This window comes from Bacteroides mucinivorans, assembly GCF_034654355.2.
Lineage (GTDB): Bacteria > Bacteroidota > Bacteroidia > Bacteroidales > Bacteroidaceae > Bacteroides > Bacteroides nordii.
On sequence record NZ_CP178179.1, the window covers coordinates 1,717,752 to 1,732,702 of the forward strand.

Annotated in this window: 9 protein-coding genes; 5 read left to right on the forward strand and 4 right to left on the reverse strand. The window is 40.8% G+C overall.

Translation table 11 applies throughout. The features are described from left to right. Nucleotides 1-8 precede the first annotated feature (8 nt). The 3 genes from VCM39_RS05930 (at nt 9) to VCM39_RS05940 (ending at nt 5,307) form a co-directional block, all read left to right on the forward strand. The gene (locus VCM39_RS05930) at nt 9-893 is read left to right on the forward strand and encodes a SusE domain-containing protein (protein WP_221649836.1); all 885 of its coding nucleotides are present in this window, start codon (nt 9-11) and stop codon (nt 891-893) included. A gap of 29 nt (nt 894-922) precedes the next feature. Then, complete coding sequence (locus tag VCM39_RS05935; RefSeq protein ID WP_322933310.1) at nt 923-2,410, forward strand: DUF5115 domain-containing protein; 1,488 nt, start codon at nt 923-925, stop codon at nt 2,408-2,410. A 77-nt stretch (nt 2,411-2,487) separates the two neighbouring features. Next, complete coding sequence (locus tag VCM39_RS05940) at nt 2,488-5,307, forward strand: alpha-amylase family glycosyl hydrolase (RefSeq protein ID WP_322933311.1); 2,820 nt, start codon at nt 2,488-2,490, stop codon at nt 5,305-5,307. 254 nt (nt 5,308-5,561) lie between these two features. Here the strand turns inward: VCM39_RS05940 and VCM39_RS05945 are convergent, their stop codons facing one another. From VCM39_RS05945 to VCM39_RS05955, 3 genes are all read right to left on the reverse strand, one after another. Next, entirely contained in the window at nt 5,562-7,958 is a 2,397-nt protein-coding gene (locus VCM39_RS05945; RefSeq protein WP_323674001.1) for a transglycosylase domain-containing protein, read from the reverse strand. Nucleotides 7,959-8,063: 105 nt separating this feature from the next. After that, nucleotides 8,064-10,046, reverse strand: coding sequence for a HAMP domain-containing sensor histidine kinase (locus VCM39_RS05950; RefSeq protein WP_322933313.1), 1,983 nt, complete (start codon nt 10,044-10,046; stop codon nt 8,064-8,066). Nucleotides 10,047-10,200: 154 nt separating this feature from the next. Continuing rightward, nucleotides 10,201-10,455, reverse strand: coding sequence for a type B 50S ribosomal protein L31 (locus VCM39_RS05955; RefSeq protein WP_002561096.1), 255 nt, complete (start codon nt 10,453-10,455; stop codon nt 10,201-10,203). A 264-nt stretch (nt 10,456-10,719) separates the two neighbouring features. Between VCM39_RS05955 and VCM39_RS05960 the strand changes: the two genes are divergently transcribed. Continuing rightward, on the forward strand, nt 10,720-11,736 hold the full coding sequence (locus tag VCM39_RS05960; protein WP_322933314.1) for an endonuclease/exonuclease/phosphatase family protein: 1,017 nt from the start codon (nt 10,720-10,722) through the stop codon (nt 11,734-11,736). 178 nt (nt 11,737-11,914) lie between these two features. Beyond that, complete coding sequence (locus tag VCM39_RS05965) at nt 11,915-12,919, forward strand: class II fructose-bisphosphate aldolase (protein WP_002561098.1); 1,005 nt, start codon at nt 11,915-11,917, stop codon at nt 12,917-12,919. A 432-nt stretch (nt 12,920-13,351) separates the two neighbouring features. Here the strand turns inward: VCM39_RS05965 and VCM39_RS05970 are convergent, their stop codons facing one another. Further along, nucleotides 13,352-14,947, reverse strand: coding sequence for an MFS transporter (locus VCM39_RS05970; RefSeq protein WP_322933315.1), 1,596 nt, complete (start codon nt 14,945-14,947; stop codon nt 13,352-13,354). Between the last annotated feature and the right edge of the window lie 4 nt (nt 14,948-14,951).

A 14,951-nucleotide genomic window follows, 5' to 3' on the forward strand; every position in this document is an offset into this window, starting at 1 on the left:
TTACTATAATGAAAAAACTATATAATATATTCATGGTGGGTCTTGCTGCACTTGCTTTCTCGGCATGTGAAAGTGACAGGGACAGTAACCCGACACTGCTGGAACCTGATACGTTTGTATTGAATGTTCCACCCTATGCCGAGAATAATGTGTATGATCTGGAAAATTCAAAAGCCATTGAGTTCACTTGTTCACAACCGGATTATGGTTTTCCGATAGCTACTACTTATTCTGTTCAGATGTCTTTGAACGAGAACTTTACAGAAGAGAATGAAGAAGCAGGTACGAAGGCTAATTATGTGACACTTGCTACCAAATATACTTCTACTAAGGTGGATGTAGATGCTGTTGAGTTTGCATTGGCGCTGGTTGAGTTGTGGGATCTCTCCGGTTCGGGTGAGCTTCCTGATACTCCTGTTACTTTATATATACGTATGCAGGCTGCTCTTACTTCCAATGGTAGTGGTGTATGTACTTCTAATGTGATTAAACTACCCAAAGTATTGGGATATAAGGCAGAAGCTCCTGTGACCTTGCCCGAGACAATGTATTTGATAGGAAAGTTTGAAGGCGACGATTGGAATACATGGTTCGAAATGACTCCGGTAGAGGGAAGTACAGGTAAATTCTCCAGAGTGATGACTACTGTTGCCGGTAGTGCTATGAAGTTCAATATGAATCCCGGCTGGGACGGAAATCAGGTGGCTTACTTTGACGGACTGGTTCCGGATGAATCTAAGAAACTGGCAGATGTCAGTGGGGTAGATGATAATAACGGTGGATTGAATATTGGAATTGGTAAGGTCGGTACTTACGAGATAGTGGTGACCGTTAAGATTGCCGGTACTAAACTCGCTTATACTTTGGATTTCTACGAAGCAACAGCTGAATAACTTTTGTAACTTTAAAACGAAAAAGAAACATGAAAAAGATATCATTATATATGTTTTCTCTTCTGATGCTGGCTGGATTCTCGGCTTGTGATGAAGACTATACGGACTGGGCTGATCCCCAGTCCAATCCCCAGGAGGATTCTAAGAGCGGTATAACTGCCCAAGTGATAGGGGTTACTCCGGAAGTAGTGATGGATACGTATGAGGAAGATTCTGTAGAAGTTGCGAAATTGGAAACCTTGTCTGGGGCCGATAAAGTTGTAGGCTATAAACTACAATTGGCTGGCAATGATAAAACGTTGTCTATTCCGTTTGCTGAAAAAGATGGGGTATTGAAAGTCGATGCTACAGAATTGGAACTGTTGGTAGATCAACTGTACAATAGCCGTCAGTCTGTGGTACGGGATATAGCAGTAAAAGTAGATGTTGCGGTTATGGCTTCCGATAATGAGGCTGTTTCTATAAGTGCTGGCGATATTGCAATGAAAGTGACTCCTGTTACTACTCCTGTCATGGAAGATGGGTATTATGCTTTGGGGGATATTTCTTCCTGGGGAGCAGATGGTGCCTTGGCTTTCACACAGGATGCAAGTGATCCTGCAATCTTCACACTGGAACTGACTAACGAAAAGGAAAAACCTAACTTAAAGATTTTCCCTAAGTCGGGGGTAGTTGGTGATGTTGATTGGAATAAAGCGTTAGGGGCCATTGTTAATGGTGATACTTCTGTATCCGGCTTACTTGATTTTACGGATAAGAAAGGAGAACAGGCAGGAGCTATCGCTTTGGGATTGCAAGGAAAGGTAAGAATTACGATAAATGTAAAAGACTACACCTATACGATCAAAGAAGTGAGCGATTTACCCGAAACGATGTTTATCAACGGATCTGCTTATAGCTCTGATTGGAATTGGGGGGATGCTTGTCAGATGGTTCCTGTGACCCAGACTCCGGGTATGTTCTGGAGTATGCAGTATTACAATGTTGATGAACAGATTAAATTCTCTCCGGTGGCAGATTGGGCCGGACAAGATTTTGGTTTCTCTACGGATATATTGACTCCTGATGCTATAGCACTTGCAGGATTGACAGATCAGGGTGGTAATATCCAAATTGGTATCTCCGGTTGGTATGTAGTTGTTGTAACTGTTGATAATATTGGCGGTAAGAAAGTTGAGTTCCTCAAACCTGAAGTTTATCTTTTAGGTGGATTGGTAAATAACAGTTGGAACTGTAATGCGGAAACGCAGTTTACTGTTCCGGCAGATAAGACCGGTGACTTTGTCTCTCCTGCTGCTACAGCAGATGGTGTGGCACGTATTTGTTGTATAGCTGCCGGATCCGGAAACTGGTGGAAGAGTGAATTTACACTGGATATGAGTGGAGATGCATCCATTGTTTATCGTGAAAACAAACCGGTAAGTGATAATCTTGGAGAATTGGGTTATAAATGTCCTGTAACAGCAGGTCAGAAGGTGCATGTGAACTTCACCACTGGCAAGGGAACAGTACAATAATTATTCGTTAACTAATGAATAGAGAAAGGCTGTCTCTGGTATGGAGGCAGCCTTTTGGATTTTAAAAGGAGAAATTTATGAAACGATTTTACGCTTTATTGGGACTTTGTTTGATAGTGATGTTCACTGCAAAAGCACAGGTGGTGACTACAGATCCTGCTTTTCCTACAGATGGAGCGGCAGTTACGATTATTTTTGATGCCACACAGGGTACTGCCGGATTAAAAGGTTTTACGGGAGATGTGTACGCGCATACGGGAGTTATTACTGATCAGAGTAAAGATGGTTCTGATTGGAGGTATGCTTCGGATTGGAACGTGAACCTTGCAAAATACAAAATGACCTCTTTAGGTAATGATAAGTGGGAACTGAAGATAACTCCGGATATCCGCAATTATTATGGGGTTCCGGCTGGTGAGAAGATTTTGAAGATGGCTTTTGTTTTCAGGAGTTCAGATGGTAAGAAAGAGGGAAAAGATACCGGTGGTAAGGATATCTTTGTGGAGGTACATGAAGTAGGGCTGACGGTTCGTTTTGATCAGCCTTCCGGTACGGCTACTTTGAACAGAGGCGAAACACTTACAATGAAAGCATCGGCTTCTATGGCTGCGGACATGAAACTATTTGTGGGTAGTGAAGAAATTGCAGCTCAGAGTAATGTGAAAGAGATCACTGCTGTGCATACTTTTCCGCAAGCCGGAAACTTTGAAATACGTGTGGAAGCTACTCTCGGCGGACAGACAGAGGGCGCTACGCAGATAGTAAATGTATTAGGTGAAACTGTACAGGCACCGCTTCCTGCCAATGTACGACCCGGCATAAACTATCCGGGTGTTAATGAAGCCACTCTCGTACTTCAGGCACCGGGAAAAAAGACTGTTTATGTGGTAGGTGATTTTAATGATTGGAAACTGTTGCCAGAATATCAACTGAAACAGGATGGAGAGTTTTTCTGGATTACATTGAGCGATCTGGAAAAAGGAAAGGAATATGCTTTTCAGTATGTAGTGGATGGTACGATTTATATAGCCGATCCGTACGCAGATAAAGTACTTGATCCCTGGAATGATCCATATATCTCTCCGGCTGTGTATCCCGACTTGAAACCGTATCCCACAGGCAAAGCAGAAGGTATCGTTTCTGTACTTCAGACCGGGCAGACCCCTTATCAATGGCAGGTGACTGAATTTAGGAAACCTGATAGAAACCAGTTGATGGTATACGAAATGCATATCCGTGATTTTACTGCAGAGCACTCTTTCAGTGCGGCAAAAGATAAATTGTCCTATCTAAAACAGTTGGGGATTAATGCTATTGAATTAATGCCTGTGAATGAGTTTGAAGGTAATAGCAGTTGGGGATACAATCCTTCATTCTATTTTGCAGTAGATAAGTATTATGGAGCAAAGAACGAGTTGCGTGCTTTTGTTGACGAATGTCACCAACAAGGGATGGCAGTGATTATAGACCTTGTTTTGAACCACAGTTTCGGACAATCTCCATTTTATTTACTCTATCGTGATGCTGATGGAACTCCTTCGGCGGATAATCCCTGGTATAATAAGGAATCCAATATCCCCAATAAGGATTTGCAGTGGGGGTATGATTTTAATCATCAAAGCACCTATACCCGTGCGTTGGTGGATAGTGTGGCCGGTTTCTGGATGAAAGAATATAAAGTAGATGGTTTTCGCTATGACTTTACCAAAGGATTTTCCAATACACCTCAGGATACGTGGGCTAATAAATATGATACGGAACGTATTGCGAACCTGAAACGGATTTCTTCAGAAATCTGGAAACGGAATTCGGATGCTTATGTCATTATAGAGCATCTGACGGATGGAACTACAGAAGAAAAAGAGTTGGGCGAGGCTGGCATTATGCTTTGGAGAAATATGAATTACGCTTATTGTGAGTCGGCTATGGGATGGCCCGATAATTCTAATTTTTCCGGGTTGTATGGAGGAACATCCAATATGCCTGTGAATAGCCTGATGGGCTATATGGAAAGTCACGATGAGGAACGTACTTCTTTCAAAGCCTGGAAATGGGGTACTGAAAGTATCAAAGGAGGAGGTACAAGTGCCAATCCGGTGAATGATAATAATCTGGAAAATCGTGTGAAGCAACTTGCTACAAATGCTGCCTTCTTCTTTACAGTGCCAGGACCTAAGATGATATGGCAATTTGAAGAATTGGGATATGACTATTCTATAAACAGTAATTCGGATGGAACAGTGGTTGATGATGGTGGTGCATATCGCACTGATCCTAAACCACTTCGCTGGGACTATTTTGAGAATACAACGCGTAAAGGATTGTATGATACGTATAGCAAGTTAATGGATCTGCGAACTTCGTATTCGGAACTCTTTACTTCTGATGTTACTTTCAGCTGGAAAGTAAGTGGTAATACGAATTGGAATAAGGGACGTTTCATAACAATTACTACAGAGGATAAAGCCATTATTATTGCTGGCAACTTTACAGCTGTTGCTGGTGACTATTCGGTGATATTCCCTAAAACAGGTGTATGGTACGACTTTATGGATGAGAATTCTACACTGAATATCGCGTCGTCAACTGTAGCACAGAGCATTTCAGTTCCGGCTCATGAATTCCGTCTTTATACCAGTTTCAAACCGATACTTATCGGTATTGAGGAGAATGTAGCCAATTCGGACCAGGTTCTGGGTTATTATAATAATAGTCTGGACGAATTAGTAATTAACGAAGAGGCTGCTTTTGTAGAAATCTATTCTGTTAATGGCATGATGGTACAGAGGCAGGAAAATGTTACTTCTGTGGGACTCTCTGTATTGCCCTCAGGATATTATGTAGCCCGTATTCAGACAAAAGATGGTAAAGTTGGTTCTTGTAAGATAATGAAGTAAACGAGCACGAATTACTTACAGGAATGTATAAAAAGCCTGATAAAGCTGTTAACAGGCAGCTTTAGAAACACAGATTAACGCTAATTATCGCAAAGATTAAGTCTGCGATAATTAGCGTTAGTCTGTGTTTTAATGATAACTGATTTAGCTTTTGATACATTCTTATTTTTGATTGATATATTTCACTCAAAGACATAGAAGCTAACTTATCGGGTATCATATAAATAGTGCTCTGTAGTGAACTGATTCTTTTCTTAAAAACTTGTAAGTATATCCTCTTCACTCCCTGCCAGGCTATCGGGCAGGTTTACCGCTATAGAATCTGTATCTTTGGAATGATAAAGCCCTTGACAACCGTATGATTTATGGATTGCCTCTTTAGGTTTAGGGAATTTTCCTCTATACTTTGTGAGATGTTTATCTTTTAATACACCCTCCATGAAGTAAGCAAAAACCGGTAGTGCAGTACGGCTTCCTTGTCCCAACTCTCCGGTACGAAAGTGGATGCTACGATGTTCGCCTCCTACCCAGGAGCCTCCCACCAGGTTTGGGGTAACACCAACAAACCAGGCATCAGAATGATTGGAGGAGGTTCCTGTTTTACCTCCGAATTCAGTGTTATAGCGGAAGAGATCATACGCCCATAATGCTTTGGATGTACCACCCGGCTCGGTCAGTCCTCCTTTGAGCATGTCTGTAAGCAAGAAAGCAGTTTCGTAGGGAATAGCCTGTATTTCCTGCTGAGGCTGGTGCTTGAAAAGTTCCTTGCCATCTGCACTTTCAATACGGGTAATGAGTATCGGGTCATGTGCTCTTCCTTCATTAATAGCTGTTGTATAAGCATTAACAAGCTCAAGCAATGATACGTCAGAGGCTCCCAGGCTGAGTGCCGGTGTCTCTTCAAGCGGTGTTTTTATGCCCATGAGTCTGGCTGTCCGGGCCACTTCATGAATACCAGTTTCTTTGGCCACCTGTACCGCAATCATGTTTACAGAACGGGCAAACGCACATTTTATTGACATGGTATCCCCGGTAGCCATTCCATTTGCATTGTGGGGAATCCACTGGGCAGGTTTACCTTCTTCGATAACATCCCATACTACACTTTCATCAATTCGCTCGTCGCAAGGAGAAAGGCCTTTGTTTAATCCGGCGGCATAAACGAAAAGTTTAAAGGTAGATCCCGGCTGGCGTTTGGATAGAACTTTATCATATTTCCAGGAATTGAAGTTGATATCACCTACCCATGCTTTTACATAGCCGGTTTGTGGTTCCATAGCTACAAAGCTACAGTGCATAAAACGTTCCATATAGCGTATGGAATCCATAGTACTGATAGTCGTATCTCGTGTTCCGGTTTCATAATCAAACACCTTTAGGCGATGTGGCAGGTTCAGATAGTAGTGAATAGAGTCCGGCTGATCGGGATACTTTTCTGCCAGTTGTTTGTGGGCAATGGTGTGGGTGGCAAGGTCCTCTATGAAATGTGGAATTTCCTGATGATTACGGTCACGCCATGGATTCTGGCTACCCCAATGGTTGTCAAAATTGCGTTGTATCACTCGCATTTGTCTGTTCACAGCTGCTTCGGCATATTTTTGCATTCGGGCATCTACGGTTGTGTATATTTTCAATCCGTCGGCATAGAGATCTATCTCATTCTCTTTGCACCATTCTTCCAGCTTTTCGGCAATGGCTTCGCGAAAGTACAGAGCTTGCCCGTCATAGTTACTTTCAACGTTATAGTTCAGCTTGATAGGAATCTGTTTGAGTGAATCAAACTCTTGTCGGCTGATAAGCTGGTGAGTCAATAGATTCTCCAATACTATATTGCGACGTTTCAGACTGTTTTTGGGATTGAGACGTGGGTTGTAAGTGGTCGTTGCTTTCAGTAACCCCACAAGTGTAGCTGCCTGTTCGTAAGTTATATCTTGAGGGCTGGTATGGAAATATGTACTGCTGGCCGTTTTGATGCCATAAGCATTACTACCGAAGTCTACCGTATTGAGATACATGGTCAGGATCTCCTCTTTTGTATAAAAGCATTCTATCTTAACAGCAGTAATCCACTCTTTAGATTTCATTATCAGCAATTTCACTCCCGGAATTTTTCCTAATAACCCTGTTGAATATTGAGAGCGTACCTTAAACATATTCTTTACCAGTTGTTGGGTAATGGTACTTGCCCCTCGTGCTTGTCCTCGTGCCATATCTTTAATGGCCGAAAAAACTCCCTGGATATCTATTCCGAAGTGATTATAAAATCGCTCGTCTTCTGTACATATCAGCGTTTTGATCAGTTTGGGAGATATTTCTTCGTACTTCACCGGACTACGGTTTTCACGAAAGAACTTACCGATAAGCACACTGTCTGCACTATAGATTTCTGAGGCTATCGGTTGACTTGGATTGTGTATACTTGACAGGCTGGGAGATTTGCCAAACATCCATAAAAAATTGATGTCTACCATACCTAGATAAAGTAGAAACAGAACAAGAAAAGTAGTGCAGAAAAGGATTGTTTTTTTATACCAGCGAGCTTCGTGGTAAAGGTTTGCGTACCAGCCCCAAAAGGCTTTACATCGGTCAGTAATAAAATGGAGGACGCTTTTGCTGCGTGATACCCATCTATGGGAATCAAATGTTATCATATAAATATATATAATCAAAACGGCTGCAAAAGTACGAAGGAGTTTTGGTATAGCAATACATTATACCAGAAAGTTTTATCATTGGGTTGCAGAAAAGTTCACCTCTTATGAAAGTGGATGTATAAACACAAACAGACTTCCTTTCTGATATTTATCATCGAGGTAGAGACTGCCCTGAAGCCTTTGAACCAGAATCTGGCAAAGGGATAATCCTAACCCGGAACCTTGTGTAAATGAATCTACTTTGTAGAATCGTTCAAAAACCTTCTTTTGATTTTCTTTAGGGATGCCTATTCCGCTATCACGTACCAGGAAACGGATCTCTTTTTTATCGGGAATAACTTCATAACTTAATTCAATTTCGCCTTCAAGAGTGAATTTTACAGCATTATGTAATAAGTTGAACAGTATCTGATGAACCATTTTCTTGTCAGAAATCATTGTAAAGTCTTCTTCTTTGAGAGTGGCATGCAGATGAACTTTGGTATTTGCAAACTCTTTTACTTCATCGATGACATTGTTGCAACATTCATTGACAGAGAAAGAGCTCTTCATTGGTTCTTCACTGTCACTGTCAAGACTTGCAATGGATAGCATATCGCTGATAAGCCTTAAAAGATGATCGCTGTTTGTTTTTATAGTGTTACTGATTTCTTTTATTTCATCGGTAGAAAAGATGTTAGGGGTTGCGAGGCAATCAGCAAAACCTACTATTGTGTTTAATGGAGTACGGATTTCATGATTCATATTTTGTATGAATACATTTTTCATCTCATTGGCTTTTTGTATCTTTTCGTTTGCTGCAATCAGCTGTAGGTCCTGTTGGTGTAACTTCGCATTCAATTTTAATTGCCGTCTATAAACAGTCATGCGGAAAAACAGAATAAAGAGTAAGATTATACCAATGCCAATGGTTAGTAATAATTGCATATTACGTGCTTTCAGACTGAGTTCCTGCTTCTCCAGTTTTAGTTTATTGACATCATATTTGGTTGATAGATAATTCAGTTGTTTCTGAGTCTTTTCCCATGAAAGCGTATCTCCCAACTCAATCACTGAAATCAGTTTGTGATAGGCTTCATCATATTTGTTTGCCATGGCAAGTGCATTTGCCCCGTTCAGATACATGCGCCTCATATTCTCTTTGCTGTTTCGCGATTTGTAGTAGTTGGCGCATGAATCTATATAAGCAGCCTGCTTGATGTAATCTTTCATTAGATATGCATAAGTCTGTTTTCCGTCATATAGATAAAATCGGGGGATAGAAGGTGCTTTTTTATATACTTCTTCCAGCTCAGACAGATATTTCTTGAATGTCTTAATATCTCTGTTATTGATACACTTACTGAATGCCAGATACTTTATCATTGCAATATTTCTGGGTGAGAGTCCACGTAATTTACCTGCCAGGGCTTGGTTGGCAAGTGAGTCTAATTGTTGGAAAACCCTTTGGGACTCTGTTTCACGATTTTCTGCCGACAGAAGAATTATCTCGTTGGAGGCTAGTACGGTATAGAGGTCCCATCGTTTCATCTGATAGAATTTCTGCATGGCCCGGATGAGGTACGGCTCTGCTTTTTCGTTTTCTCTGGCTGCAAGGTAGCTGGAGGCAATGACAAACAAATTGTATGCCATGCCTATTTCACTTTTGTTTTCTCTGGCATAGTTGTACATTTGTTCATTTTCCAAAGTTCCTGCCTTTCCGTTTCCTACGTTATTATAGCCTTCACAGAGTAGAAGCCAGTTGTAATAAAATCCATGTATGTCTTTGTATATCAGACATAAATCCTTAACGATGGGCGTGTATTTGCGTAGGCTGTCTACCTCTCCACCTATATAGTGAAAATAATTTCTGTCTTTATACAGAAAGAACTCATCCTTTATACTCTCCATTGAATCTGCCCTTGCCTTTAGTATATTCCAGTGTTTGATATATTCTTGAGGTTTTTGATAATACTTTTCGAGTACTTGTATGGAAGCTGGTACAGAATCGGGATGAAATGCAAAAGAGTTACCGGCCTTGAGTGTAAGGCATGAGAGTGATAATAAAAAGAGTACTAAGCCTGTACTTTGCATATAGGTCTTCATAGGAGAATATATTGCTTGTTATTGTTTTTTTGTTGTTTAGCGTATGTTTCTGTATACAAAGATATGTTTTTTACTTGGTTGATCAATGAATATCTACAAAAAAGAGGAAGTTTCATTTGAAACTTCCTCTTTTTATAATCAACCGACTACCGGATTATTTTTTCTTGCGGTCACCGTAACGGCTCATGAACTTATCAACACGACCTGCTGTATCTACCAATGTAGATTTACCAGTATAGAACGGGTGAGAAGTACTTGAGATTTCAATTTTCAGCAACGGATAAGTTTCACCTTCGAATTCGATGGTTTCTTTAGTGTTTACTGTTGATTGAGACAAAAACATATCGCCATTTGACATATCTTTGAATACTACCGGACGGTATGATTCTGGATGAATACCTTTTTTCATTTCAGTATTTGTTTTTTAATTATTATATCGTTTACTATTTGGTAAGAATAGTGTAATGGTCATTTTCAGTGCGCAAAGATAATGCTTTTCTGTGAAATAGAAAAAAGATTGGGAAAAAAACAATGATTCTCGCTTTTTTTTAAGACTTTTGTGGAGAATAATGTGCCAATATGCTAATATGCCAATGCGCCAATTGGCTGCGCTATGATACTGCATAGTAATTGGCACATTGGCATATTAGCACATTATTAAATTATTTATAATATGAAAAAACTGATTATTGCATTGAACTTTTTTTTGCTGATTGCTATTGGCGGACGGGCACAGGAATCTGGAAAGCGCTTGTATAGCATCGCTTTTTATAATCTTGAAAACTTGTTTGATACTATCCATGATCCTGGTAAGAATGATTTTGAATATCTGCCGGACGGACCCAAACAGTGGAATACTGAAAAATATATGGCAAAGTTAACGAACTTGGCGAAAGTACTGGGTGAGATCTCCCGGGATAAAGTTCCTGGTGGTCCTGCTGCTATCGGTGTGGCTGAAGCTGAAAACAGGCGAGTGCTTGACGACTTGGTGAAGCAACCTGCTTTGGCTTCTTCCGGTTATGAGATTGTACATTATGAAGGACCGGATAAACGGGGTATTGATTGTGCACTGCTTTATGATCCGAAGCAATTTACGGTTTCATCAAGTAAATTGGTACTCTCTACCCCTTTTGAAGGAGATACGATACACAAAACACGGGGTTTTCTGATTGTAAATGGTAAGATGGCGGGAGATAACGTTTGTTTCATTGTAAACCATTGGCCTTCACGTGGAGCTGCCGAACCTGTGCGTGTACATGCTGCCCGTCAGGTACGTGCATTGATCGATTCTTTGCAACAAGATAATAAGAAATTGAAACTGATTGTTATGGGAGATATGAATGATGATCCGATGGACCAGAGTATGGCTACCCTGGGTGCAAAGAAATATAAGAAAGAGGTGAAGAAACATGATATGTTCAATCCCTGGTGGGAAACACTGGAAGATAAAGGAGTAGGCACGTTGCTTTATCGTGGCAAGTGGAACTTGTTTGATCAGATTGTTATTTCGCCTACGTTGCTCAATGCTAAAAGAGGATTGAAATACGATCACAATGAGGTCTTCATCCGTGAATATCTTTTTCAGCAGGATGGAAAATACAAAGGTTCGCCTTTGCGTACACATGGTGGAAAACTGTGGTTGAATGGCTATAGTGATCATTTGCCGACTATTATTTATTTGAAGAAATAAGCTCTCTCTTTGCTACGTAGAGATTACAATCAACTATTAAATGATATTTAAGACTCTGAAATAGGATTGATTTGTACTCATTATCGAGGATATTTCTTACGCTTTGGTTTTGTATTAAAACTATAATGTGTACTTTTGCATAGAATTTTTATTCACTAACAATAAACTTTTAAACAAAATGGTAAATTACAAAGATTTAGGACTGGTAAACACAAGAGAGATGTTTGCTAAGGCTATTAAAGGCGGGTATGCTATTCCTGCTTTTAACTTCAACAATATGGAACAGATGCAGGCTATTATCAAGGCTGCTGTAGAAACAAAATCTCCGGTTATCCTTCAGGTATCTAAAGGTGCTCGTCAGTATGCTAATGCTACTTTATTGCGTTACATGGCTCAGGGTGCTGTAGAATATGCAAAGGAATTGGGTTGCGCTCATCCTGAAATCGTTTTGCACCTTGACCACGGAGATACTTTTGAAACTTGCAAGAGCTGTATCGATTCAGGTTTCTCTTCAGTAATGATCGACGGTTCTCATCTTCCTTACGAAGAAAACGTTGCTCTGACTAAGAAGGTAGTAGACTATGCTCATCAGTTTGATGTAACTGTGGAAGGTGAACTTGGTGTATTGGCAGGTGTTGAAGATGAAGTTTCTTCAGACCACCACACTTATACTGACCCTGAAGAAGTAATTGATTTCGCTACCCGTACAGGTTGTGATTCATTGGCTATTTCTATTGGTACTTCTCACGGTGCTTACAAGTTCACTCCGGAACAGTGTCACATTGATCCGAAGACTGGCCGTATGGTTCCTCCTCCTTTGGCATTTGAAGTATTGGATGCTGTAATGGAGAAACTTCCGGGCTTCCCAATCGTGCTTCACGGTTCATCTTCAGTTCCTGAAGAAGAAGTTGAAACTATCAACAAATATGGTGGTGCACTGAAAGCTGCTATCGGTATTCCTGAAGAAGAATTGCGTAAAGCTGCTAAGTCAGCAGTTTGCAAAATTAATATCGACTCTGATAGTCGTCTGGCTATGACTGCTGCTGTCCGTCAGGTATTTGCTGAGAAACCGGCTGAGTTCGACCCACGTAAATACTTGGGCCCGGCTCGTGATAATATGGAAAAATTGTACAAGCACAAAATCCTTAATGTACTTGGTTCAGACAATAAATTGGCTAAATAATTTTCCACTTTGATATGTAGAAAGCTGTGCCTGCAAATGGTACAGCTTTTTTTGTGTTTTTTCTTGCAATAAAATTTTTTTGATTCAGATTTTGTTTATATTTGTGGTTATAATAAGTAGTTGATTGACAAACATATTCTACTTTAATTGAAACATGCTATCCTATGTGAACAGTTTATTTTCTGATAGCTTAATGATGGCTGAATTGTTTCTGGTTCGCTGTAGAGCGCATCACACACAAATATATAGAGAAATCTTCTGAGAAATCACTTTTTGCTTGGTGAGCATACCTTTTTTCAGAAGAAAAAAGAAATGAATCGGTGGATGTTATTATCCGATACCTTCTGCATTGTTACTACTGTTAGCCGATTCTGGTGAAGAATTAAGAAGATAGAGGCTGTTCTCTTAGCGTAAGGGAGCAGTCTCTATTATTTATACCATATCATCTCCCGTTTTTACTACTGCCACCTTTATCGTTTTGTGGAATGGAATAAAGCAACAGATAATGGCGATTGCCAATGCTGCTATCAGTACATAGCCGAAAATTGTTTTCAATCCGAGTAACAGACTTTGTTGTTGAAGGATAGAATAGAATCCATTGGTTGCTATCTGACTTGCTTCGCTGAAATCATGCCCCTGTGTCAGTGCGCTGTTCAATGCCTGAGTATAACGGCTCGCTGCAGTGGGATTAGTCAAGGTCATGTTTTCAGCCAGAATGTTCATGTCCTGTATTTGCAGGCGATAGAGCATATTGCTAAAAAATGAGGCCGAGAGTACCGGTGCAAGTACCGACCGGAACGTAATTAGAAAGAAAGCATTGGAGAGCATTAATTGGGGATCGAGATCTTCTACCACATATACGCCAAAGGCGATGAAAAGCGTCATCATGCCCAGTCCACGGAGAATCATCGGGATAAAAAGCATTTCGTATGTGCTGTAGGAGGTTATACCGAAATAAAGTATGCTCAGATATATGACGTAACAAAACATGCCTCCGCCAATGAGGAAACGAAACCGCCAGCGTTGCCATCTGAACCACCAGAAGCAGATGATAGCTCCCAGGATAAAACCGGGCAGTAACCATAGATTGAGTGCATTGGCATGTACACTGTCTATACGGATGATACTGTTCATGTAGTTGGTGATGAGCGAACTGGTAGCCGAAAAGAACATAACCAGTACCATGAAAATGTATCCGATAATAGATTTGTGTTTGCTGAGAGGTTTCAGGCTGACGTAGGGCTTTTCTTGTGTTCGCTGCCTATAGATAAAGAGCCCTGCAAGGAGGGGGATAATCAGGGAGTAGATACATATCCGGGGAGAGTCGAACCAGTCGAGTGTTTTGCCGTACGTGAATATATAAATTGTCATCAGTAAGGTAGTGGAGATGATCAGAATACTTTTTCCGTCTATTTCTTTATGAGGGATACATGTGGGGCGGCGGGCATAACGGAAAAAACAGAGTATAAATAGGATGGCAATCATCATCAGCATAGATACGAAGTAATACATGTACTGCCACTGATAGTAATAGGCCAGTTGTGCTGTGATGGCTATTGAAATTTGCCCACCTGCAAAAACAAGCGGGTAGAAATAAGCATAGAACTCACTGCGTACGTTCTTTGGGCTGAAAAAGGGACGGACTTGTATGATGAATTCCAGCATGATGAAGGCTTTGAGAAACCCAATGAAGAAACTACATACGATGATGATATCCATGTTGGTGACATGTGCGCAAAAGAGACTGATAAGAATTTGCAGGGACAGGTCAGTCAGTAAGAGTGTTTTAGGAGTAGCTATGGCGCGGAATTTTGGTACGATGGGATAGGCTACTGCCATACCTATTGAGGTAGCATAATACCCCATTGTAATGTCTTCGCTAAGTACGCCCAGTGTATTGCTAACCTCTACGATACTTCCCGTATAAGCTCCGTTCAGCATCATGACGGGCAGCATAATGACAAACATGGTGACGATACCCAACCATTGGGGAACCCAGGGACGAAGGGGGAGATTGAGCTTTACCATGGAA